20 protein-coding genes are annotated in these 22,743 nt (G+C 55.6%); 10 read left to right on the forward strand and 10 right to left on the reverse strand.

Annotated elements, in window-relative coordinates; translation table 11 throughout:
- Positions 1-25 precede the first annotated feature (25 nt).
- The gene (locus tag N8E88_RS14885; RefSeq protein ID WP_262294343.1) at positions 26-1,207 is read left to right on the forward strand and encodes a glycosyltransferase; all 1,182 of its coding nucleotides are present in this window, start codon (positions 26-28) and stop codon (positions 1,205-1,207) included.
- Positions 1,204-2,664, forward strand: coding sequence for a lipopolysaccharide biosynthesis protein (locus N8E88_RS14890; protein ID WP_262294344.1), 1,461 nt, complete (start codon positions 1,204-1,206; stop codon positions 2,662-2,664). The genes N8E88_RS14885 and N8E88_RS14890 overlap by 4 nt, the downstream gene beginning before the upstream one ends.
- On the opposite strand, the gene N8E88_RS14895 is transcribed toward N8E88_RS14890, so the two are convergent.
- The 3 genes from N8E88_RS14895 to N8E88_RS31550 all read right to left on the reverse strand — a co-directional run bounded on the left by N8E88_RS14895 (position 2,611) and on the right by N8E88_RS31550 (position 5,761).
- Entirely contained in the window at positions 2,611-3,945 is a 1,335-nt protein-coding gene (locus tag N8E88_RS14895; RefSeq protein ID WP_262294345.1) for a polysaccharide pyruvyl transferase family protein, read from the reverse strand. The two genes, N8E88_RS14890 and N8E88_RS14895, sit on opposite strands and share 54 nt — an antisense overlap.
- A gap of 183 nt (positions 3,946-4,128) precedes the next feature.
- On the reverse strand, positions 4,129-5,124 hold the full coding sequence (locus N8E88_RS14900) for a glycosyltransferase family 2 protein (RefSeq protein ID WP_262294346.1): 996 nt from the start codon (positions 5,122-5,124) through the stop codon (positions 4,129-4,131).
- Positions 5,125-5,485: 361 nt separating this feature from the next.
- Entirely contained in the window at positions 5,486-5,761 is a 276-nt protein-coding gene (locus N8E88_RS31550) for an exopolysaccharide production repressor protein (RefSeq protein ID WP_315975289.1), read from the reverse strand.
- Between the two features lie 862 nt (positions 5,762-6,623).
- Here N8E88_RS31550 and N8E88_RS14910 point away from each other — a divergent pair.
- The gene (locus N8E88_RS14910; protein ID WP_262294347.1) at positions 6,624-7,904 is read left to right on the forward strand and encodes a polysaccharide biosynthesis/export family protein; all 1,281 of its coding nucleotides are present in this window, start codon (positions 6,624-6,626) and stop codon (positions 7,902-7,904) included.
- A gap of 41 nt (positions 7,905-7,945) precedes the next feature.
- Here the strand turns inward: N8E88_RS14910 and N8E88_RS14915 are convergent, their stop codons facing one another.
- Positions 7,946-8,791, reverse strand: a complete 846-nt coding sequence (locus tag N8E88_RS14915) for an ornithine lipid ester-linked acyl 2-hydroxylase OlsC (protein WP_262294348.1) — start codon at positions 8,789-8,791, stop codon at positions 7,946-7,948.
- A gap of 281 nt (positions 8,792-9,072) precedes the next feature.
- Positions 9,073-9,690 carry a P-loop NTPase family protein gene (locus N8E88_RS14920; RefSeq protein WP_262294349.1) on the reverse strand — a complete coding sequence of 206 codons (618 nt, stop codon included), beginning with the start codon at positions 9,688-9,690 and terminating at the stop codon, positions 9,073-9,075.
- A gap of 285 nt (positions 9,691-9,975) precedes the next feature.
- On the opposite strand from N8E88_RS14920, the gene N8E88_RS14925 reads away from it, so the two are divergent.
- The 3 genes from N8E88_RS14925 to N8E88_RS14935 are packed head-to-tail and all read left to right on the forward strand — an operon-like array spanning position 9,976 to position 13,007.
- Positions 9,976-10,728: a COG4280 domain-containing protein gene (locus N8E88_RS14925; RefSeq protein WP_262294350.1), complete on the forward strand. Its 753-nt coding sequence runs from the start codon at positions 9,976-9,978 to the stop codon at positions 10,726-10,728.
- Complete coding sequence (locus tag N8E88_RS14930) at positions 10,728-10,946, forward strand: hypothetical protein (RefSeq protein WP_315975290.1); 219 nt, start codon at positions 10,728-10,730, stop codon at positions 10,944-10,946. The genes N8E88_RS14925 and N8E88_RS14930 overlap by 1 nt, the downstream gene beginning before the upstream one ends.
- 18 nt (positions 10,947-10,964) lie before the next feature.
- Positions 10,965-13,007, forward strand: coding sequence for an acyltransferase family protein (locus N8E88_RS14935; RefSeq protein ID WP_262294351.1), 2,043 nt, complete (start codon positions 10,965-10,967; stop codon positions 13,005-13,007).
- Positions 13,008-13,011: 4 nt separating this feature from the next.
- Here the strand turns inward: N8E88_RS14935 and N8E88_RS14940 are convergent, their stop codons facing one another.
- A complete protein-coding gene (locus N8E88_RS14940; RefSeq protein ID WP_262294352.1) occupies positions 13,012-13,623 on the reverse strand; it encodes a TetR/AcrR family transcriptional regulator in 612 nt (203 codons plus the stop codon).
- Between the two features lie 160 nt (positions 13,624-13,783).
- On the opposite strand from N8E88_RS14940, the gene N8E88_RS14945 reads away from it, so the two are divergent.
- Positions 13,784-14,545: an SDR family NAD(P)-dependent oxidoreductase gene (locus tag N8E88_RS14945; protein ID WP_262294353.1), complete on the forward strand. Its 762-nt coding sequence runs from the start codon at positions 13,784-13,786 to the stop codon at positions 14,543-14,545.
- A gap of 93 nt (positions 14,546-14,638) precedes the next feature.
- On the opposite strand, the gene N8E88_RS14950 is transcribed toward N8E88_RS14945, so the two are convergent.
- Complete coding sequence (locus N8E88_RS14950; RefSeq protein WP_262294354.1) at positions 14,639-15,352, reverse strand: DNA helicase; 714 nt, start codon at positions 15,350-15,352, stop codon at positions 14,639-14,641.
- Between the two features lie 391 nt (positions 15,353-15,743).
- Entirely contained in the window at positions 15,744-16,175 is a 432-nt protein-coding gene (gene irrA, locus N8E88_RS14955) for an iron response transcriptional regulator IrrA (RefSeq protein WP_112526576.1), read from the reverse strand.
- A 318-nt stretch (positions 16,176-16,493) separates the two neighbouring features.
- On the opposite strand from irrA, the gene fabA reads away from it, so the two are divergent.
- The 3 genes from fabA to fabI are packed head-to-tail and all read left to right on the forward strand — an operon-like array spanning position 16,494 to position 19,095.
- Complete coding sequence (fabA, locus tag N8E88_RS14960) at positions 16,494-17,009, forward strand: 3-hydroxyacyl-[acyl-carrier-protein] dehydratase FabA (RefSeq protein ID WP_008122449.1); 516 nt, start codon at positions 16,494-16,496, stop codon at positions 17,007-17,009.
- A 36-nt stretch (positions 17,010-17,045) separates the two neighbouring features.
- Positions 17,046-18,272 (forward strand): beta-ketoacyl-ACP synthase I, encoded by a 1,227-nt coding sequence (gene fabB, locus N8E88_RS14965; protein WP_262294355.1) that lies wholly within the window; start codon positions 17,046-17,048, stop codon positions 18,270-18,272.
- 7 nt (positions 18,273-18,279) lie between these two features.
- Positions 18,280-19,095: an enoyl-ACP reductase FabI gene (gene fabI, locus N8E88_RS14970; RefSeq protein WP_262294356.1), complete on the forward strand. Its 816-nt coding sequence runs from the start codon at positions 18,280-18,282 to the stop codon at positions 19,093-19,095.
- A 149-nt stretch (positions 19,096-19,244) separates the two neighbouring features.
- On the opposite strand, the gene N8E88_RS14975 is transcribed toward fabI, so the two are convergent.
- Both N8E88_RS14975 and pnp read right to left on the reverse strand, forming a co-directional pair.
- Positions 19,245-20,264: a class I SAM-dependent methyltransferase gene (locus tag N8E88_RS14975; protein ID WP_262294357.1), complete on the reverse strand. Its 1,020-nt coding sequence runs from the start codon at positions 20,262-20,264 to the stop codon at positions 19,245-19,247.
- Between the two features lie 81 nt (positions 20,265-20,345).
- Positions 20,346-22,487, reverse strand: a complete 2,142-nt coding sequence (gene pnp / locus N8E88_RS14980) for a polyribonucleotide nucleotidyltransferase (protein ID WP_262294358.1) — start codon at positions 22,485-22,487, stop codon at positions 20,346-20,348.
- Between the last annotated feature and the right edge of the window lie 256 nt (positions 22,488-22,743).

Below are 22,743 nucleotides of genomic sequence, written 5' to 3' on the forward strand. Positions count from 1 at the left end.
AAATATATTGAAAGAATACTCGATAATGAGAGTTGGTTTTGTTGTCGACAAGTTCCCGTCATTGTCCGAGACGTTCATTTTGGATCAGGTAAATGGGTTTCTTGAGCGCGGTATCGAGGTGGGCGTTATCTGTAACGAGAACCTTCTGAAGCAAGGTAGCAGCGCTCGAACTGAGCATTGGCAAGCACTGTCTGAAAATACGGTTTGCTGGTGGGGTGCCTTGGCACCGTTACGCCCGTCCTTGCGAAAGTTGCCAACAGCCCTCTGGGACAAGGTTTCGACGGCATTCGATATTGCCTTTTCGCGAAAGCTCCAAAATTTCGATGTCATAATTGCTCATTTCGGCAATAACGGTTTGCGTGTAGCGCGCGTGTTGAAGCGGAAGAAACTTGGCGCTCCCCTGGTCACGATATTCCATGGCCGCGATGTCGGTCGTCCCGTTCTCGACAACTCCCTCTGGCAATATAATGTGCTGTTCGATCAGGGAACGCTTCAACTGACGGTGAACGACTATTTCCGCAAGGCGCTAGTGCACGCCGGGGCGCCGGCAGCAAACGTCGTCGTGCATCATATGGGCGTTCGGATCAATGAGATCGAATATGCGTGGCGCTCTTGGGATCAAGGCACCTTGAACCTCATTTCGGTCTGCCGCTTGACCGAAAAGAAGGGCATCGAGTTCGCCCTGCGCGCGCTGGGTCAGCTTTCGATTTCAAATCCAGACCTCGATTGGGCCTATATGATCATAGGCGGCGGCGAATTGCTCGACGATCTGAAGCACCTCGCCAAGGATTTGAACATCGCGCACAGGGTGACATTTCTCGGACCGCGCCCTCACAGCGAGGTCAAGCAGCGCTTGCGCGAAGCGCATGTGTTCCTGCTGCCGAGCGTGACGGCACAGGATGGAGATGTGGAAGGCATTCCGGTCTCCCTCATGGAGGCAATGTCTGCCGGGCTCACAGTGCTCAGCACATATCACTCGGGGATTCCGGAACTCATAGAGGACCAGAAGACAGGATTTCTCGTCCCCGAAAAGGATACCGAGGCTCTGGCGGGAAAACTCCTGTGGATAGCCGAACACCCGGCCGCGTGCGAGCGCATCGCTTTGGCTGCAAGGAGAAAGATCGAGGCCGATTTCAACGCCGATGTTTTGAATGATCAGTTTGCACATATGATCGCGCGTCTGGCCGAAGCGAAGTTAAGCGCGTGAGTGCCGAACCGCTTCAGTTTGGACGCGTTGCCCTCCGCGGCGGGCTTTTGACCGTCATTGCGCAGGGCATCAAAATCGTTGTCCAGTTCCTCTCCGTCATCGTTCTGGCGCGCCTGCTCATTCCGGAAGATTTCGGGCTTGTCGCCTCTGTCAGTCCGATCGTGGCATTCGTCGCGCTTTTCCAGAATCTCGGGCTTCAGCAAGCGGTCGTTCAACGCAAGGAGATCAGTCAGCGGCAGCTCAACCAGGTCTTCTGGATGAGCGCCTTTGCCGGTCTCGCCAGCACCGCGGTCGTTGTTGCACTCTCTCCCGTTGTCGCATCGTATTACGGTGATGCGCGCATGGTCGGGATCACCATCGGCGCCGGCCTGCCGCTCTTCCTCGGAAGTCTGGCGGCCATGCCGCTCAGCCTGATGAATCGCCATCTGCAGTTCGGTCAGCTTGCGATCAACGATGTTGTCACCGCCATTGCGGGCTTTGCAACAGCGGCTGTGGCCGCTTATGCCGGCATGGGCTATTGGTCGTTGGTGCTTGGCCCGGCCGCATCGGCCGTGGTTGGATTGCTTGCAGCCTGGCGTGTGGCGCGATTCAGGCCGGACAAGCCGGTCTTGAAGATCGATCGCGACATCATGTCCTTCGGCGCCAACCTTACAGGCTTCAACCTCGTCAATTTCTTCTCCCGCAACCTCGACAATATTCTGATCGGCAAATTTTCAGGCGCGATCGAACTCGGCTATTACGACCGCGCTTACAAGCTTCTGCTATTCCCTTTGCAGAACATCAATCAGCCGCTGACACGCCTGATGATCCCGCTGCTCAGCCGAATACAGGACGATAAAAAGCGGTTCCGCGATATCTACATGCAGACGAACTGGATCCTCGCGGCGGTCACAGTACCCGCCATTGCGGCGCTGACCCTTACCTCGGAACAGGTCGTCGGCATTCTTTTCGGCGATAGATGGTTGCCGGTCGCACCGATTTTCGCCTGGCTCGGCATTGCCGGCCTCATTCAGCCCATTTCGAGTACAACAGGCTGGATTTTCATCTGTCAGGACAGGACGAAGACCATGTTCCGCTGGGGCATCTACTCTTCGATCACGACTGTGGTTGCTTTTATCGTCGGCCTGCACTGGGGTGCCGTCGGCGTCGCCGCGGCCTATGCCATCAGCGGCTATGTCCTGCGCGTTCCTGTTCTCGCGGTACTTGTGCAGCGCGTCGGCCCGGTGACAGCGATGGATGTCCTTCTGGTGCAAGGCCTCTTCATCGTTTCGGCCCTGCTGGCCTGGCTCGCCTACTGGTGGCTACCCTTGTCGCTGATCGCCCGCTCGGACTTTCTCGCGGTCATCCTGGCTGTTTTGCTGAATTATGCGTTCGCACTCGTCCTGATGCTTTTGCTGCCCCAGTCACGCAGCGCTCTGTCGGCCATCTGGTCCAAGGTTTTGAGCAACATTCGTTGACGGCGCGGCAAGAAGCGGCTTCAGAAGCCCGGTCGCGGACATTGCCGATGCATGCTCGTCAAGAACAGCCTTGAGGCTCGTCTTGCGATAATGTTCCAGATTCTGGATGAAGGTATCGAGCTTTTCACCGGCTTCTTCCACCGTCACCGTGTCGATGTCGAGCAGAACGTCGGATACACCGATGCGCTTGGCGACTTCCTTGGTCTTGAACTCGTAGGCGATCGGCAGCACCGGCGTGCCGACGCACAGTGACATGATCATCATGTGCATGCGTGTCGCGACGACAAAATCAAACCCCTTTACGAGAGCCATCAGCTGCTCTGGCGTATGAAATGACGCGTCGACGCTGACATGGCTGGCAATCTCGGGATCGAGCTCGGCAACGATCGCCTTGGCTGCCTTGGAATCGTCGTGGGCATATTCCGGCACGCCCTGGCAAGTCGACAGGAAGGTCACCTCTTTGCCCTGATCCCGCACCAGCTTGGTGACGATATTGCGAATGGAATCAAGGTAGCGGCGCATGCCGTCCCCGCCACCCTTGACGTAGTTCCAGTGCCGGACGGAAATAGCGACGCGACCCGTTTTCGGTGTCTGGTCCGCAGCCAGAATCCCTGCGATCCGGTCCGTGTCGGCGAGCGCGAACACCGCATCCGCCACCACATGACATTTGCCGGGGTCGTCGACGAGGTCGACGATATGGTCCCTTGACCTTGAATCGCGAAGAAGAATGAGCGGGCTCCGGTCAAAGACGGGTTTCAGTTCCTGACGATTATAGTCCTTGTTGAAGGGCCCCAGTGACTGCGTGAAGAACACTGGATCCTTGCCGACTATCGCATCGATACGGAATTGATTGAGACGCCGTTCGAGGTTGTAGTTCTCGACGAGATAGGTTCCACCCGTCGTGATGACGAGGTCAGCGTCCCGGTAGATCTCAAGCGAGCGGCGGTCGCTCTCGCCGAACAACATCTTGTCGATGGATCCGCCCCTGCCGAAGCGGCGCAGGGCCTCAAGTACAATTCGGTTATAGAGCGGCTTGACGGCGTTCTTCAGGACGTTTTGATCGTAGCTGTACTTGAAGACGGATTCCGACAGGAGTTTGTGAAATTCGAGATCCGGATACTCCTTCGAAGGGTAAAGTCGTGCCGCCACCTCCGGCTGGCTGTCGAAGACCTGAAAACGCAAATCTTCACCCCAGACTTTTCTCAGGATGTGCCTGATCGCTAGAAGAATTGCGGCGTCGCCAGTATTGAGGCAGACCGTGTTCTCGACAATGATTTTCATAAATCTAACCCTGGTATTTGATTGGCGGCATGGGGTCTGTTGGCTGCAAGTCAATCATAACTGCGTCCTTTGCGGGCTCAGTCGTCGTAACAACTTGAGCGCATCCGCTCGTATTGACCCCTGATCTATTCCGGAAACAGATTAGTCCATCGCGTTTTATTGTGCAACGCACAATATCCGCGTTCAGCTCAGAGCCCGTTTTGAAGTTGCTGGAAACAGATAGCGCAGCTCCGGTTTGACCTGCGGGGCCGTCGATCTGTTTTTGATGGCTCCATCGATCTTGTCGGTCAGGATGCCCCTCGCGATTGGAAAAACCGCAGACGGATTGCGCAAGCCATAGGCAGCTGCCGCAACAAGTCCCTTCTGCGACTTGACGTCCAGAAACTGCCGGTGGTGGAACTTGGAGCGAATATGGCGCTCATGCTCGCGGACTGCTTCCAGCCCGCTTCCCGACAGCATGCCGCTGTCCAGAAGTGCCCTGTCCGCATCGGCGAGTTGTTTCAGATCGTCTGTCCTGTGCCGCCCACTCAGCGAATCCGCACGGACGACGGCGCCATATCCACAATTGTTGATGATCTGAAACCGGGCACCCAGGGCCAGCGCCCTCGTATAGAGATCGTAATCCTCGCCGAGCCGCAGCTTTTCATTGTAGCGCAGGCTGTGGCGATCCAGAAACTCGCGCCGGATGACAGGTTTCAGGAAGCCAAGCTCGCCGCGCTGCTTGTTGCGTCTCGATATATTGCGGTCAACGAATGTCGGCAGATCGAGAAACCAGGTTTCCGGAGAAAATTTATCAATGGCGAGTGTGCTGAAGTGGCTGACCCAACGCTGATCGACGAAGACGATGTTGTCGGCGGCCATATCCCAGTCCCCGTTCGACAGCAGATGGGAAAAGCGCCCCGGGATAAAGAAATCGTCGGCATCGAGAATACTGATCAGAGCTGCCGAGGAACAGGAGATGGCGTGATTGCGTGCATGGGATGGACCCCTGTTGACGTCGAAGCGAATGATGCGCAACCGTCCGCTTGCGTCATCGGCCGCTCCGGCGGCTTCCGAAGTTCCGTCGGTCGAGCCGTCGTCGACGACGATCACTTCCGTCACGTATGTATCCGCCAAGGCGGAGGATATGGCGGCCGCGATAGTGTCGGCTGCGTTCTTCGCAGCGATGATCACACACACACTATTATCTGGATTATCTGTAATTGCCCCTGCCCTCGACTGTGCGGGTCTGTATTGGGTGCACGAAGGCTCAGCTTATTTGTGACCGCGCACCGTGGGAGTCCGTGGGCGTTTGCCGACACCAGACCGGTGTAGCAAGGATACAAATATTTCGGCCTCCCGCAAGAGGCAGACGTCTAGAGCAAGGTTCCGACGCCCGGAAGTTGCTCCGGATCGCTTAAGGGTCTGTTGAGATTCATGTCAGGGCGAGGCGAAAACGGTGGTTTTCGAGCACCGGAGCGCAGCGTACTTTTTGGTACGTGAGCACCGGAGCGCAGAAAAACGCCGTTTGCAGGCCGCCATGGCATGCATATCACAGACCCTAGTGGGTCTCGGTTGGGGTAATTGACTTAAACGGCGGTTGCTTGTTGGCGACAGCGCCGGTTTCGTTGGCCCCGGACTGCTTCCACTCGGACCTCCGCGGTTTTTCTCGGGAGACAAGGAAGAGCACAACCGCGAAATATCCTATCTGGATGACGACCGCGCAAAGGACCGTCTGGACGATCGTTGTCCACAAAGATTGCGTGAGAATGTAGGTCGTGATCGCAAACGCGATGAGGACGCCGAACATTCCAACTAAAAAATTTGGGAATCTCATGCTCAGCTCCCGTTCGTTATACGGAGAAAAGCTGGCGTATCGTTTCTTGTCATTTGATCTCCCCCCACAGACGCTAATGCGCGTACATGAATGTTTTTTTGACTGCCAATTTGTCTATACCAAACCCCTTGAGTTTAGATGAAAGCACCTCGGCTAATTTTAAGCCGGAATATAACAGTTTTCTTACTTTGTAACCACAATTTTTCTGCGCTTTTGGAGCCGGCGAGGTATTGCGACTCGCGAATACAGCGTACAACGCACGCGGACGGCTGAAGCACGTCCTGTCTTCACTCAAAATACGAATTTTCACGTTATGTTGCAGCGCAAATAAAAAAAGTACACAATATCTCACGGCGGTACAACCCCTCCAATTGTATAGAAGAAGACAAAACTAATTACAATCACTCAACTATATAAGCATATGTAATTATGTTTTTGACGCGAACAAGGTGGAATTGCCATCACAAATTACATAATACTCCCGTAAAATACACTGTCATTTCCGGCGATTACGACCAAAGAACGCAGCCAAATGCCATTCAACTCGCATTGTGCAAACGGCGTTCTGTTGCAACGCACAATTTTTATGATATCTTCCGGACAATCATTCGCGTCCGTTCCAGTCTGACTGGAACGGATATACGAGGGCGGCGGTATTACCTTCGACGAATGCCTTGTTTTCGACAAGCATTCCGTTGAAATTGGCCTTTTCGGAAGGGACATTGTGATCGTGCGCAAGATCATTCCCGCCTCATATATGTCACACGATCCTGCTTATGAGGCTGGGGCCGGGTGGCTTTGCTGAGATTTGTGCGGAACAGCCACACCGATCCCGATCGATTTACAGGAGTAATTGTTGGAAATGACCCCGATTTCCCCGTCTAGTGTATGCTCAGGCATGCCAAGCGGTTTCACCGCTGCAACGCGCTGGTTCTTTTACGGCTGCTTGCTGCTTCTCATGATGCTGTTGGCGCCGCCTGCCCATGCGGCAGATTACGCCTTGGGCCCAATGGACAAGGTAACTATACGCGTGGTCGAATGGCAGACCGCCGAAGGTGCTTTCCGCGAGTGGCCCACGATCACAGGTGATTACCGGGTTGGTCCCTCAGGCACCTTGTCCCTTCCCTTCGCGGGTGAAATAGCAGCGGGCGGCAAGACCACATCCGAGATTGCCAAGGAGATCGCTACGAACCTCCGGCAGAAACTCGGCCTTAGCGATCTACCGGAAGCCTCCGTCGAGATAGCCGAGTTTCGGCCAATTTTCGTTTCAGGCGACGTGCAGACGCCAGGAAAATATGCATTCGAGCCTGAAATGACCGTTCTCAAGGCTGTCAGCCTTGCTGGCGGAATGCCGCGAACGGCCGGGCAGCGCTTCGAGCGGGACTATTTCAATGCGCGCGGGGATTATGATGTCATTGTAGCCGAGCACGACCGGGCGGTCGTCAAACTCGCAAGACTGCAAGCCGAATTGGCCAACGAACAGGAAATCAAAGTCCCGGACAATTTGATCGAGAAATCGAACGCCAAGAGACTGATCGACGATGAAATGGCAATCATGCGGACGAGGAAGAATTCCCTCGATCTGCAGATCAGTGGGCTGAACGATCTCAAGACGCTCTATACGAACGAAATCAGTTCGCTTGAAAAAAAGATGGGCGTGCAGAACCGGCAGCTGGATTTGACCCGCAAGCAGCTCAACAGTATTGGCGGCCTGGCGGATCAGGGCCTTGTTGTGAACTCGCGCCTCCTTGGGTTGCAGACCTCGGTTGCGGACATGGAAGGCAAACTTCTGGATCTTGATACCGCCTCGTTGCGCGCCAAACAGGAAATCAGCAAATCCACCCAGAATGAGACCGACCTTGATAACGAGCGCAAGGCAGAATTGGCAACCGAGATGCAGGCGACGCAGGCCGCACTCGATGAAAGCAATTTCAAGCTTCAGATGAACAAAAACCTGATGACCGAAGCGCTGGTGAGTGCGCCAGCTGCCTTGGGCAGGGGCAATGGCTCAGATCCTGTTGTCATGCAATACAGCATTGTCCGCAACTCCAACGGCAAAACCGAAGAGACGACCGCTGAAGAAGGAACCATCCTGCTGCCCGGCGATGTGGTCAAGGTTAAAATCGACACCGAGCGTTCGTGAACGTCAGAGCGGTTTGCAACCCCTGCTAACCGCTCTAAGCCTTAAGTCTCGGACTGATTTCGCAAGGTCTCGGCTTCGGCGTAGAAACGTTTTTCCCATTCCTTGTGGTTGTCGAGGCCTTCGCGGATGAACGGCGTGAAGATTGCCAGATTCATGAGCGCCCAATTGATGAAACGGGCGGGGAGTTTTAGCGGCTTCACGAAATCCACGAAGAGGACGACGCGCGTCTTGTCCGTATGGTTCCAGGCTTCGTGTTCGTAGGCATCGTCGAAGATCAGCGCTTTGCCCTCTTGCCAATGACATATCCTGTCTTTGACCCGGATGGCGAGCTTGTCGCCTGGCTCCGGCACGATCAAACCGAGATGAAGGCGCAATACTCCGTTGTAAGGGCCTCGATGAGCAGGCAGGTGCTTGCCAGGTTCGAAGATCGAAAACATGGCTGTCTTCAAGTTGGGAATCCTCTGCACCGCAGCCCATGTCTTGGGACATGCCCGAATGTTCTGTTCTGACTTCACGCCGAATCCGACCAGGAAGAAGGTCTTCCATTGCCTGTCCGTCGAGATTGTTTTGACGTCCGTCGAAATATCCTGAAATGCCGGCAGTTCGCTTTGACGCAGAAGAACGCGGTCGAGTTCAGTGCGAATATCCGGCCAAGCCTTCTCTATCTCGCTTGTCCAGGGAAAGACCGCATTGTCATAGACTGGAGGGTTGCCAAATCTGGCATATTTGAGATTGAGCTTTTCTGCCCAGGAGACGATGCCCATGAAAAAGCGTGTGGTCCTGCTCGGGCGAGCCATCGGCGCAATTCCGGCTGTCCCGAATTCCTGCTCGACTTCTTCAGCCCCCGCATTCTGAAGATTTGGTTCCTTCAACGTTCCTTCGGTCATAATCATTCCAATACGTTGCTGGCTTTGCGGAACGAGGCGCAATCGTGGATACGTGCGATTCCGGTGACGGCATTCTATTTAGGCGACGATAGACCTCTGCGCCAGATCACTTGCCAATTTTTGGCCTAGCGCGTGGGAGATACCTTGAGAGCCCGAACCAAAATCCGCCGAGGGGTGGCGAAAATGGTGGTTTTCGAGCACCGAAGCGCAGCGTACATTTGGTACGTGAGCATCGGAGCGCATAAAAACGCCATTTGCAGCCCTCCATGGCGAATTTTCGTTCAGGCTCTGAGGCTATTCACGATGCCGTCAATCAGGTCTTCTGTCGTTTTATACGCGTCAACATCAAGGACCTTGCAGCCGTGCTCGCCAACAAGTTCGGCGGTCTTTCGATCGAATAACAGCGTGCGTTCGAGAAATCTTGAGATCATTCCACGGTTCTGTTCGCTGGCATTGTGGAAACCGCTTGCTTCATAAATACGTGTGCGCAACGTGTCGGGACTGGCTGTCAGCCAGACAGCTCCGACTTCCTTCATGCGGTGTCCACTCGTGATAAAAGGCCAAAGTGCAGATCCCTCAAGCACCAGTTTGTCCATACCTTCATCGTGCACCGTAGCCCGGACGAGTTCCGCGACGAGTGGCGACATCTTGCGGTGATGCAGAATGACGGATTCCAGCAGTTCATTGGCCTTTAAACTCAGATAGTGCTCGGCTACGTGGGCGGGAACTTTCTTGTTTGACTGTCGCCAGGGCCTGCCAGGGTGCCTGGCAAGGCTGTCCGTCGAAATACAGCGCCAGCCAATTTTGCTCGCCAATGCGCCTGCGACCCTTGATTTCCCGACATTGGACGAGCCGCCGATCAGGATAATTTTAAGCTGCGGATCAATCCGTGTGTTCAAGGGCATTATCCCCGGTCGAAGGTGAGAGAGAATTTCAAAAACTGTTTATCGCCGACTATTTGCGATGTTCCATTATTTGCAACCAAAATGCACCTTCAGACAAAGAGCAACAGAAAACTGTTTTCCAAAGCGCGAACGAGCAACAAAACATTTGATTGTCGCCGCAGATCAATGACATTCGTCTCACGTTTTCTTTCCATCCGGGCGCTTCGGTTTCCTGACCGCCTGAATCTTGACTTTTTATCGAGTAGTCTTTGTCCCATTCTGCCGAACGGAAATCCTTCCATGTCCAACATCACGACCATAGTATCGACTATGACGGCAGCCTTCCTCGGCTCCTTCGTCGAAGTCGTCGAAGCCTTCACCATTATCCTGGCCGTCGGCGTTTCCCGCAGCTGGAAGCCCGCCATCATCGGCACGGGGCTCGCGCTCGTCGTTCTGGCCGCTCTGGTCCTGATCCTCGGCCCGCTGCTCGGACTGATCCCGACCGAGCTCCTGCAGTTCGTCATCGGAACCCTGCTGATCCTGTTTGGAATGCGCTGGCTGCGCAAAGCCATCCTCCGTGCTTCAGGTATTATTGCGCTTCACGATGAAGCAGAAGCCTTTGCGAGGGAGACCGATCAGCTCAAGCGCCAGGCAGCCGAACGGCGCGCGGACTGGATCGCAGGAATCGCTGCGTTCAAGGCGGTGCTGCTTGAGGGTATCGAAGTGGTCTTCATCGTCATCGCGGTTGGCGCCGGGCGCGGCATGCTCGGTTATGCCGCCCTTGGCGCGGCTATAGCGTGCCTCCTGGTACTGATCGTCGGTTTCGTCGTGCACAAGCCATTGTCGCAGGTGCCGGAGAACACCTTGAAATTCGTCGTCGGACTTCTACTTACGGCATTCGGCGTCTTCTGGGTTGGTGAAGGCCTTGGCGCCGATTGGCCGGGTGCCGATCTGTCGCTGATCGCAATCCTTGCCATCCTCGCAATATTCTCGTTTGCCGCCGTACGAATGCTACGCGGGTATTACAGCTCCAACGTAAAGGCAGTCGCCTGATGAACATCTTACGCACTGCCATACGAGAACTGATCGGCATGTTCATCGATGACGGCGCTCTTGCACTCTGGTCAATTGCATTGATTGGCGTCATTGCGGCCGCTGTGGAATATGGCGGATTGTCTGGATTCGCCGGTGGTATCCTGTTATTGGCGGGCTGCATCCTCATCCTCGCAGAAAGCACGTACCGTGCGGCGCGGAAAAAATCCCACGGATAATGCTGGAGTAAACTGGAATTGGTCAGCTTACCAACGTCCGGGCAGTCGCGCGACAGCCTGACCTACCGGCGCGACATCGACGGCCTCCGGGCCATCGCGATTTTGCCGGTCGTACTCTATCACACCGGCATGTCCGGCTTTCAGGGCGGATTCGTTGGCGTCGACGTGTTCTTCGTCATTTCCGGTTATCTGATGGCCTTGCGGATCATTGGGGGAATCGACCAGGGCGATTTCAGCCTCTGGCGGTTTTACGAAAGCCGCATTCGCCGCATTTTTCCGGCGCTGTTCGCAATGATCGCAGCGTCGGCGGTGATGGCATGGCTATTTTTCATGCCGGTCGAATTTGAGTATTTTGCTCGCAGCGTGAAAGCGGCGGCTCTTTTTGTTTCCAACATCCAGCTCAACAGGGAGAGCGGATATTTCGATATAAGCGCCCAGCTGAAGCCGTTGTTGCACACATGGTCGCTTGCCATCGAAGAACAATTCTACATCGTCTTCCCCCTGATGCTCCTTCTCTTGAGCAGGATCGGCCGGGAATGGATAAAGCCGGCGCTCGTTCTGCTGTTTGTGGGGTCGCTCGCAGCGAGCATCTGGGGCGTTGAGCAAAGGCCCGTCGAGGCGTTTTATCTGTCGCCTTACCGCGCCTGGGAGCTGCTACTCGGCGCTTTGCTCGCATTGGGTGTCGTGCCCAGGCCGAAACAGCAATTTATCGGCGAAATCCTGGCTGCCGTCGGACTCATCCTGATAGGCTTTGCGGTCTTCGTCTATAGTGACAGCACTTCGTTTCCCGGCCTTGCCGCGCTCGTCCCCTGCATTGGTGCCGCTCTCATCATTCAGGGACGGGCCGCACGCGGTCCGGCGGGATTGTTTCTCACGTCCTCGCCGCTCGTGTTCATCGGCCTGATTTCCTATTCGCTCTATCTCTGGCACTGGCCGATTATCGTCTTCACGCGTTACCTGAACGGTCACGAGCTCACCTTCATCCAAAGCGGTCTGCTCGTAGCTATCTCGCTTATGGTGGCTGTTTTTTCCTGGCATTTGATCGAACGGCCGTTCCGCGGACATGCCGGCTCGATTTCCCGCAAACCTGTCTTTGCCGCTGCGACGGCGGTTATCATAGCGGTCGTCGCCTTCGGCAATTATGTCATATCCGAAGTCGGGCTTCCCGGCCGCCTTACCCCGGTTGCCCAGAAAATCTACAATGCCACCTATGACGAAAGCCGGTATTCCAGTCCCGAATGCTTGCAGGATACCAGTGGAAGAGGTCCGTCCCTTTCCGACATCCAATCGGGCAACCTTTGCCGCTTGGGAATTCCCGGTGCGGATAATGTGAATTTCCTCGTTTGGGGCGACTCGCACTCCGGATCGATGGCGCCTGCCATCGATCTTGCAGCGACGAAGGCCGGTGCCAGTGGTATTTTGGCCGCACGGGCCTCATGTCCGCCACTTCCGGATGTGGAACTCAAAGACCAAAAAGATACGCTGCGTTGTGTCGACTACAATGCGGCAGTGCGAGACCTTATCGTTCGCAAGCGCATACCGTTGGTCTTCATGATCGCCTATTGGCCTAAATACGTCCTCCGCTCGGAGTTACCTAACCAGGGGCTTTATTTCGATCCCAAGATCCGCCCGCAGCTTGACGACGAATCGGCGCCCATTGCGGCCGCTCTGGACCAGACCCTCGCTGACCTCAAACGGCAGGGTACGCAAGTGGTGCTTGTGATGGATGTTCCGGAAATGGGGCACTACATGCCGGAAGCCCTTGCCAAAGCGGCAACGAGAGGCACATCTACCGACATTGCACCGTCATGGGCCTACACGTCCGAGAGGCAGGCAGTCTCCCGTGATATGCTTAGCGAATACGCTGCAAAATACGGGGCAATCACCGTCGATGCGCTCCAGGGTATCTGCGACAATGGCCGGTGTGACAGCATGCGAAACGGCCTGCCCCTGTACAAGGATTCAGACCATATCACCGCCACGACCGCCCGGAGTCTGAGTTACCTCTATACGCCGGTGTTCAAGACATTGGCCGGTGCTCTCGGAATCGCTGTCGACTAGCGCTTCAGGATGACTTTTCCGAAGACGTGGAATTACCCGCAGGCCACGCGGAAAGTGCTTGCTCGGCAACGGCCTCCAGCATCTCGCGGCTAAAGCCGGCTTTGGCCTGCACCGCCATGCCGTGAGAGACAGCCATCACGAATGCCGCAAGGGCATCCGGTTTGGCCGTCTTCGGTAAGTCGCCTTCGGCCTTTGCCCGTTCGAAGCGTTCACGAAGCTGCGCCTCACCGCCGGCGCGAGCTTCGATCAGCGCTTGACGCACTGGCTCCGCTTCATCAGATCCTGCCAAAACCCCGTTTATACCCAGACACCCCGTATGGTGGGAGTAACGTGTATTGAGTTCGGCTGCACTGTAAAGGATATGCGCAGCAACTGCCCGCGCTGTCGGGAGCTCAAGCGACTTCGGGATGAAATCCAGGTATCGCTCATAATAGCGATCCAGGGCTCGGCGGAACAAAGCCTCCTTGTTGCCGAATGCAGAATAGAGGGCGGGCCTCTCAACGCCGGCAGCCTCTGTCAGGTCAGCATAGGATGCGCCCTCGTAGCCCTTGCGCCAGAAAACGCACAGCGCAGCGTCGAGCACCTTCTCCACATCAAATTCGCGATGGCGTCCCATCAGCGCAACCCGGTCTTTTTCATAATGACCGTTATTTAAAACACTTGACTGCCTCTGTCAAATTTCATACCAAGCGTTATCGTAATGCCTGTTATGAAAACGGGCCGCTTTCGCTCACCAGATCAGGCAGCGCCCTGATCATCCACAGAAAGGGATTCTCATGTCGAACATATTGAAGGGCAAGACCGTGCTCATTACGGGCGGCTCGCGCGGACTCGGCGCTGCCACGGCGGAGGCGTTTGCCAATCAGGGAGCAGACGTTGCGATCAGCTACGCCGCCTCGGCCGAGAAAGCCGAAGCCGTCGTGGAGAAGCTCAAGGCAAAGGGTGTTCGCGCGATTGCGATCAAGGCCGACCAAGCGGACCTCACGGTCGCCAAGCCTCTGATCGAGTCGGTGATTGCCGAATTCGGCAAGCTCGACATCCTCGTCAACAATGCCGGCATCGCGATCCAGGGCCACAAGGTCGACGATACCGAGCTCGATGGAGACAAATATAATCGCCAGTGGCAGGTAAATGTTATGGGCACGATCGCTATCACGCGCGCGGCGGCACCCAAACTGACCGACGGTGGCCGGATCATTTTCATCGGCTCTCTCCTCGGCTCATACGTGCCCTTCCCGGGTGTCGCCGACTATACCGGGACAAAGTGGGCGCTCGCCGGGTACGCGAAGGGCATCGCGCGCGACCTTGGCCCCCGCAATATCACTGTGAACGTCGTACAACCGGGCATCATGCCCACGGACATGGCCTCTGACGTTGCCGGTGAGCTTCCGAACCGTGAAGCCATCCTCGACATGCATCCGATCCGTCGCATTGCGACCCTCGAAGAAGTGGCGGAAACCGTTTGCTTCCTCGCCGGACCTTCCGCGGGCTACATCAACGGTGAGACCGTAAATATCGCCGGTGGTCTCGGAATCTGAGCGTCGAACGCAATAATCCATTCCACTTTCGTACTCGGGTCAAGACCTGTAATCTGCCGCGACACGTTTGCCGTGTCGCGGTATTCAAGTAATTTAAGTTATGTCCTGAAGCTGGGCCTCGCCATTGTGCAGCAAGCAGGCTTTCGTGAAGAGCCCTAAATTGACGAGATTGGGTAGGCGAATGTCCCGAATATCCGGCAGAGGCCTGATTGATGGATCAAACGACCGATCAATCTGCGAGATGAACCCCAGGACGACGCCGGTCTTTCTGGCGAAATCCTTAAGAGCGAGAATTTGATCGGAGAGTGCTGGCTTGCTTCGTTGCTTGTCGAGTATCTGAAGATAGTCGACAACGGCAACTGTCCCTCGGTCCGAGGCTGACAAGTGGCGAATAATGTAGTCCGCGCTGATTTCATCCGACGTAACGATTTCAATAGCGTCGCCAAGGTCGCGGTAGTCGTCATCCAACGAGCGAATATGTTGCCGTGCCTGCTGCTCGGTAAATTCCAGCGTGAAGAATATCGCCTTTCTGCCGTCTCGGGCAGCGTCGAGCAAAAGCTGAAGTCCAAGCGTGGTCTTGCCATGTCCGGGGCGACCGGCCACCAGCAGCAGATCGCCGTCATCGAGCCGGGATAATACGGTTTTCGACAATGATCCCGCTGCGATCCGGGACGAAAGCAGGCTCCACCCTGCAAACCCTTCCTCGCGCGCAATTTGGTTCAGTGCTTCGTGCAGGGGAATATTATTTTTTCGGACCAGCAGCTTGGCCCGACGTTTCAACTGGAAGATAGGGGCAGAAAGCTTCATCGAGGACCTCCATTCCGAGCCAAAGACGCAACCCCTCCTTATGCGTCGCTCGAACAGATGGTTCGATGATGATGTCACCCCGTATGTGCGATACTTCCCGAAGGAGGGAGGAGGCGCGGGCCAAGCCTATGTGGCAAAGGTTAGCGGGCATCATGATTCGCGACAAGCACAAATGACAGCCTTGTGCCTCGCGACTCGGATGACGAGTCCCATGGCGCAACAGCCGATGCGTTGCCACTCGTGCCTATAAGAGCATGACCGGAAAATCCGTCAGGGCGTGGCGAAAATGGTGATTTTCGAGCACCGAAGCGCAGCGTACGTTGGGGTACGTGAGCATCGGAGCGCAGGAAAGCGCCATTTGCAGCCCGCCTTGGCGAATTTTCCGTCTAGATCAGCCGCGCTTCTTGCGCAGGCGAATGATGATGTCGACGTTGACGATTTCCATGCCTTCGGGAACCGGAGGCAAGTTGCCAACCATGGTCGAACCACTGGGGATATCAATCACCTCATTTTCGCCCTCGACGAAAAAGTGATGATGGTCGGAAACATTCGTGTCGAAATAGGTCTTTGCGCCCTCGACGGCGAGGATGCGGAGCATTCCGGCCTGGGTAAATTGATGCAGTGTATTGTATACCGTAGCCAGCGAAACTGGCACATTGGCGCCAAGCGCCTCTTCGTGCAGTTCTTCGGCGGAAAGGTGTCTGTCACCCTTGGCAAAGATCAGGCTGGCGAGCGCGATACGCTGACGGGTCGGCCGCAATCCTGCAAAGCGCAAGCGCTCCTGCAAGGATACATCGGCGTCAATTTCGTAAGAAATATGCATGGCCCGTCTGCCACTCCGTTAACTCATATCAGAAGTCCCACCACAGACACATTGCCCGTCGTGTTACATGATTGATATATGCTGTCTTGCGAAATCGATCAATAGGCAGCGTTTACGCCATTTGTCTAAGGAAAAGTGTGGGCACAACTGGAAATCGCATGTCGCACTAAATTCGCAGAGGGCTTCGATCCGGCGAGGGTTCCATTTGACCGTAGTTTGCTCTATGCAGCGTTTTCAGGCGGAAATACACTATGATAGGTTCCGCCCGCGCCGGAACATATGCAGGCGCAAGCCTTGACGTTACCGATGGGAGAAAGAATGCCAGAACAGAAATCAAGCTACGGGTATGAAGAGCTTCTTGCCTGTGCCCGCGGAGAGATGTTCGGTCAGGGCAATGCCCAGTTGCCAGCACCGCCCATGCTGATGTTCGACCGTATCACCGAGATTTCTGAAACAGGCGGCGAGAATGGCAAGGGCTACATCCGCGCTGAATTCGATATCAAGCCTGACCTTTGGTTCTTCCCCTGTCATTTCATTGGCGATCCTGTAATGCCCGGCTGTCTCGGCCTCGATGCCATGTGGCAATTGACCGGCTTTTATCTCGGCTGGCTCGGCGAGCCCGGCAAGGGCCGCGCCCTCTCCACCGGCGAGGTCAAGTTCACCGGCATGGTCACGCCAAAAAACAAACTTGTCGAATATGGCATCGACTTCAAACGCGTCATGCGTGGCCGTCTGGTGCTTGGAATTGCCGATGGCTGGTTAAAGGTCGATGGCGAGACTATCTATAAAGCAACTGACCTGCGGGTTGGCCTGTTCAAGGAAAGCGCTGCCTGACAAATTTGGCAACGTATTACCTTTAAGGAGATCGCGATGCGGCGAGTAGTTGTGACGGGCATGGGTATCGTGTCCTCTATCGGCAACAATGTAGAGGAGGTGCTGGAATCGCTGCGAACGGCGAAATCCGGTATTGTCTTCGCCGAAGAATATGCTGCGCACGGTTTTCGCAGCCAGGTGAAAGGTGCTCCTACGCTCGATCCCGCCACGCTTGTCGACCGCCGCGCAATGCGCTTCCACGGTGGCGGCACTGCCTGGAACCATGTCGCCATGGATCAGGCCATCGCTGACGCCGGACTCGATACGGATCTCATTTCCAATGAGCGCACCGGCATCATCATGGGTTCGGGCGGCTCCTCGACCCGCACGATAGTGGAGGCTGCGGAAAAGACGATCGAATCCGGCTCCAGCAAGAAGGTCGGTCCCTTCGCCGTGCCGAAAGCCATGTCTTCGACCGCCTCGGCAACGCTGGCCACATGGTTCAAGATCAAGGGCGTCAATTATTCAATTTCCTCAGCCTGCGCGACATCCAACCATTGTGTCGGCAATGCCTATGAGATGATCCAGTATGGCAAGCAGGACATGATGTTCGCCGGCGGCTGCGAAGATCTCGACTGGACCTTGTCCGTGCTTTTCGACGGGATGGGCGCCATGTCCTCCAAATTCAACGACCGGCCATCGGTAGCCTCCCGCGCCTATGACAAGAACCGCGATGGCTTTGTCATTTCGGGTGGCGCGGGCGTGCTCGTTCTCGAAGAGCTGGAACATGCCAAGGCGCGCGGTGCCAAGATTTATGGCGAACTGGTCGGTTATGGCGTGACCTCGGATGGTGCCGATATGGTCGCACCGAGCGGTGAAGGCGCGGCGCGCTGCATGCGCATGGCGATCGCCAACGTCAAGGGTCCGGTCGATTACATCAACCCGCACGCGACCTCGACACCTGTCGGCGATCTCAAGGAAATTGAAGCCATCCGCGAAGTCTTTGGTTCGGGTAATCAGTGCCCACCTATTTCGGCGACCAAATCACTGACCGGACATTCGCAGGGCGCGACCGGCGTACACGAGTCCATCTATTCACTTCTGATGATGAATCACGATTTCATCGCGGAAAGCGCCAATATCGAAGAACTCGATCCGGCATTCGAAGACATGCCCATTACGCGCCGGCGGATCGACAACATCAAACTGAATACGGTTCTGACCAATTCCTTCGGATTTGGCGGCACGAACGCTTCGCTGGTCTTCCAGCGTTACGAGGGTTGAGGAAACAATGGCTGATTTAATGAAGGGCAAACGCGGCCTTATCATGGGGGTCGCGAACAGCCACTCCATTGCCTGGGGAATAGCCAAGGAATTGGCCGACAACGGCGCCGAACTGGCATTCACCTATCAGGGCGAAGCCTTCGGCAAGCGTGTTGCACCCTTGGCAGAACAGCTTGGCTCGAAACTGCTCTTGCCTTGCGATGTCGAGGATATTGCTACCGTCGATGCGGTTTTCGAGACGCTGGAAAAAGAATGGGGCACGATCGATTTCGTTGTCCATGCCATCGGCTTCTCCGACAAGTCGCAGCTCAAGGGTCGCTATGCCGATGTGACCACGCGGGACAATTTTTCGAGAACAATGGTCATTTCCGCCTACTCCTTCACCGAGGTCGCCCAGCGCGCGGCAAAGCTGATGCCTGACGGCGGTTCTATCCTGACGCTGACCTATGGCGGCTCCACCCGGGTCATGCCCAACTACAATGTGATGGGCGTGGCCAAGGCTGCCCTCGAAGCGATGGTCCGCTATCTCGCCGCCGACTACGGTCCGGAAGGAATTCGCGTCAATGCAATTTCTGCGGGTCCTGTCCGCACATTGGCTGGCGCCGGCATCGGCGATGCACGCGCCATGTTCTCCTACCAGAAGCGCAACGCACCACTACGCCGCACGGTCGACATAGAAGACGTCGGCCGGTCTGCCCTCTACCTCCTGTCGGACCTTTCGAGCGGTGTCACCGGTGAAATCCACTACGTGGATTCCGGCTACAACATCGTATCGATGCCGACTCTGGAAGAGCTGAAAAAGTCCGACGACGGCAGGGAGTGATTCTGGCAGGGTTCTCCCCGGAACCGGGACGAATTTCCGCAAGTTTTTTGCAAAAATGACGCAAGGACTTGCGAAACGGATGCAAGAAATGCCGAATCTGACATGCTTTTTACCACCGCGGGTGGCATTTTAGTTGCAAGAGGTAGAAATTACTTCTTCGCTTCGATGATCTTGTAGCCAGCATTGTCCTCAAGCGGCGGCAGCACCGATTTGAACAGTGATTTCAGTCCCGCCTCATAGGGCATCTGCCGGTTGGCAACGAGGAGCAGCTTGCCGCCTGGCTTCATCCGTTTGGCTGCCGCCGCAATGAAACCCTGCCCCATCGTCGGGTCCGCACTGCGCCCGGCATGGAACGGCGGATTCATGACGATCGTATCGTAAATCTCTGTAATCGCTTCACTATTCACGTCATGCCAATGGAAGCTCACGGGGATTTCGCCCCCTGATATATTCATTTTGGCAGCTTCCAGGGCCTCGAAATCAGCCTCGTAAAGTGCCAGCGATTTCAGTTTTTCCGGATGGTTCAAAACTTCGCTGGCAAGGTAGCCCCAGCCTGCGCCGAAGTCCGCTACGTGCCCGCTGATGCGGCCGGCGAAGTGCTTGACGAGCATGGCCGAACCCTTGTCGACGGCGGAATGCGAAAACATGCCGGGGGCCGTCGTGAAGCGATCTTCGAGCGTTGTTAGCTCGCCCGTAAGTCTTTCAATTTGCTCGTTATTTACGGTTTCCGGCCGCATGAACCAGAAGGCCACGGCATGATGTTTGGATAGCCTCTCAGCGACTGGAACGACGCTCTCCACCGTCTTTCGGAAGCTGTCGACGCCGAGCTTCTTGTCACCCGAAACCACAATCTGACCGCCGGGTTTAATGTGCTTCAGTGCCTGAGCAAGCCAGTTCTCATTGCGTCCCTTGTGCTTGCCCAGCAAGATCAACCCACCATCAAACTGCTCATTGCCAAGTAACCTTGGCACAGCATTAAAGCCTGCCTTCTGCAATGCCAAATAGTCCGGTTTGAATGGTTGAAGACAGGTCAGGCTTGTCTTCCACTCATCACTTATATCACGATCTACTTCAGCACCGAGAAACAACCATGCGGAGCCATCGTCTGGCAAAGCCAGTATCTCGTCTTCAAAAGGCAGGAAGAGCGTCTGCAGGGCGCCGTTGGCCATAAAGAATCCATCTATAGATATGTTGTGCCAAGAAAAAAGCGCGCCACAAGGGCGCGCTTTCACTATAGCCTATTCAGAAGATTACTCAGCGTCTTCCTGAGCTTTCTTTTCCTGAACGATTTCTTTGCCAGTTTCCTGGTCAACGACTTTCATCGACAGGCGAACCTTGCCGCGTTCGTCGAAGCCCATGAGCTTGACCCAGACCTTCTGACCTTCCTTGACCACGTCCGAAGTCTTGGCAACACGATCCGAAGCAAGCTGCGAGATGTGAACCAGCCCGTCGCGTGGGCCGAAGAAGTTTACGAACGCACCAAAGTCAGCAGTCTTTACAACTGTGCCTTCATAGATCTCGCCTACTTCCGGCTCTGCTACGATGGAGTGGATCCACTTGCGTGCAGCCTCGATCTCCTTGGCCGAGGACGATGCAATCTTAACTGTACCATCATCTTCGATGTTGATCTTCGCGCCTGTCTTCTCGACGATCTCGCGAATGACCTTGCCGCCGGAACCGATAACGTCACGGATCTTGTCGGTCGGAATGTTCATGACTTCAATGCGCGGTGCAAATTCGCCAAGTTCCGAGCGGCCTTCGGTGATGGCCTTCGCCATCTCGCCGAGGATGTGCAGACGGCCGTCTTTGGCCTGCGCCAAAGCAACTTTCATGATCTCTTCGGTGATGCCGTCGATCTTGATATCCATCTGCAGGGCAGTGATACCATTTTCCGAGCCGGCTACCTTGAAATCCATGTCGCCGAGGTGATCTTCGTCGCCGAGGATATCGGAGAGAACAGCAAACTTCTCGCCTTCGAGGATCAGGCCCATAGCGATACCGGCGACCGGACGCAGCAGTGGAACACCAGCATCCATAAGAGCCAGCGATGTGCCGCAAACCGTAGCCATCGAGGACGAACCATTGGATTCGGTGATCTCGGAGACCGTACGGAGCGTATAGGGGAACTGTTCCTTGGCGGGCAGAACCGGATGGATAGCGCGCCAGGCGAGCTTGCCATGACCGATTTCGCGGCGGCCGGGAGAACCCATGCGACCTGTTTCACCGACCGAATAGGGCGGGAAATTGTAGTGGAGCATGAAGGTTTCTTTGTACATGCCGGTCAGCGAGTCGACATACTGCTCGTCTTCGCCGGTGCCGAGCGTCGCAACGACGATGGCCTGTGTTTCACCGCGGGTGAACAAAGCCGAACCGTGCGTGCGTGGCAGAAGGCCAACTTCCGAAACGATCGGACGGACCGTTGAAAGATCACGGCCATCGATGCGGCTGCCCGTGTCGAGAATGTTCCAGCGAACGATCTTCGCCTGAACCGACTTGAATACGGTTGCGATTTCTTCTGCGGAAAACTCTGGTTCTTCAACGCCTTCCGGGAAGAAATGCGCCTTGACCTTGGCTTTCGCCGCATCAACGGCGTTGTAGCGATCCTGCTTATCGGTGATCTTGTAGGCATCGCGAAGATCGGCCTCAACGACCTTCAGAACAGCTGCTTCTGCGGCCGAAAGGTCGTCCGTCTGGAAATCGCGCGGCTCTTTTGCGGCGACTTCCGCGAGCTTGATGATCGCATCGATAACCGGCTGAAAAGCGCGATGGCCGAACATTACCGCGCCGAGCATAATGTCCTCAGCCAATTCCTTGGCTTCCGATTCAACCATGAGAACCGCGTCGCCCGTACCGGCAACAATGAGATCGAGGCTCGATTCCGGCATTTCGTCAACGGTTGGGTTCAGCCTGTATTCGCCACCGATATAGCCGACGCGCGCGCCGCCAATCGGCCCCATGAAAGGCACGCCGGAAAGCGTCAGAGCGGCAGAGGCACCGATCATCGAAACGATGTCCGGGTTGTTCTCAAGATCATGCTGGATAACGGTCAGAACGACCTGTGTGTCATTCTTGTAGCCATCAGCAAAAAGCGGGCGGATCGGGCGGTCGATCAAACGCGAAACCAATGTTTCGTTTTCGCTCGGACGGCCTTCACGCTTGAAGTAACCGCCAGGAATCTTGCCGGCGGCATAAGTCTTTTCCTGATAGTTGACGGTCAGCGGGAAGAAGTCCTGACCGGCCTTCGGTGCCTTGGCGGAAACGACTGTCGCGAGTACGACGGTTTCGCCGTAGGTGGCGAGAACGGCGCCGTCAGCCTGACGGGCGATCTTGCCGGTTTCGAGAATGAGCGGACGTCCGCCCCATTCGATTTCAACTTTGTGTTGATTAAACATATCTTGTCCTTCAGTGGAGAAAGACGCGCTTCCCTTTGGATAGCAGCATCGATCTCCCGTTTCGATTTAGACCAATCACGGGCAAGACAATTTGCAACTCGCACTTTCGAGTTGCCAGCAATCCTGCCCCATGACCTGTCTCATGGTAGAATTCATTCCCATCGAAGGTTCCCGGTCATTTCATCCGAAATGACCGCCTCCTATGGAGATGAAAGAAACCGGCGGAACGCAACGCGTATCCGCCGGTTTAATCCGT

The organism is Phyllobacterium zundukense (assembly GCF_025452195.1).
GTDB lineage: Bacteria > Pseudomonadota > Alphaproteobacteria > Rhizobiales > Rhizobiaceae > Phyllobacterium > Phyllobacterium zundukense_A.

Excerpts from the sequence above, each read along its gene's own strand:
- N8E88_RS14925 (WP_262294350.1), top strand. The coding sequence starts at position 9,976 with ATGTCCAACATCACGACCATAGTATCGACTATGACGGCAGCCTTCCTC.
- N8E88_RS14945 (WP_262294353.1), top strand. The coding sequence starts at position 13,784 with ATGTCGAACATATTGAAGGGCAAGACCGTGCTCATTACGGGCGGCTCG.
- N8E88_RS14895 (WP_262294345.1), bottom strand. The coding sequence starts at position 3,945 with ATGAAAATCATTGTCGAGAACACGGTCTGCCTCAATACTGGCGACGCC.
- N8E88_RS14940 (WP_262294352.1), bottom strand. The coding sequence starts at position 13,623 with ATGGGACGCCATCGCGAATTTGATGTGGAGAAGGTGCTCGACGCTGCG.
- pnp (WP_262294358.1), bottom strand. The coding sequence starts at position 22,487 with ATGTTTAATCAACACAAAGTTGAAATCGAATGGGGCGGACGTCCGCTC.
- fabI (WP_262294356.1), top strand. The coding sequence starts at position 18,280 with ATGGCTGATTTAATGAAGGGCAAACGCGGCCTTATCATGGGGGTCGCG.
- N8E88_RS14930 (WP_315975290.1), top strand. The coding sequence starts at position 10,728 with ATGAACATCTTACGCACTGCCATACGAGAACTGATCGGCATGTTCATC.
- N8E88_RS14910 (WP_262294347.1), top strand. The coding sequence starts at position 6,624 with ATGACCCCGATTTCCCCGTCTAGTGTATGCTCAGGCATGCCAAGCGGT.
- N8E88_RS14975 (WP_262294357.1), bottom strand. The coding sequence starts at position 20,264 with ATGGCCAACGGCGCCCTGCAGACGCTCTTCCTGCCTTTTGAAGACGAG.
- fabB (WP_262294355.1), top strand. The coding sequence starts at position 17,046 with ATGCGGCGAGTAGTTGTGACGGGCATGGGTATCGTGTCCTCTATCGGC.
- N8E88_RS31550 (WP_315975289.1), bottom strand. The coding sequence starts at position 5,761 with ATGAGATTCCCAAATTTTTTAGTTGGAATGTTCGGCGTCCTCATCGCG.
- N8E88_RS14885 (WP_262294343.1), top strand. The coding sequence starts at position 26 with ATGAGAGTTGGTTTTGTTGTCGACAAGTTCCCGTCATTGTCCGAGACG.
- N8E88_RS14950 (WP_262294354.1), bottom strand. The coding sequence starts at position 15,352 with ATGAAGCTTTCTGCCCCTATCTTCCAGTTGAAACGTCGGGCCAAGCTG.
- N8E88_RS14915 (WP_262294348.1), bottom strand. The coding sequence starts at position 8,791 with ATGACCGAAGGAACGTTGAAGGAACCAAATCTTCAGAATGCGGGGGCT.
- fabA (WP_008122449.1), top strand. The coding sequence starts at position 16,494 with ATGCCAGAACAGAAATCAAGCTACGGGTATGAAGAGCTTCTTGCCTGT.
- irrA (WP_112526576.1), bottom strand. The coding sequence starts at position 16,175 with ATGCATATTTCTTACGAAATTGACGCCGATGTATCCTTGCAGGAGCGC.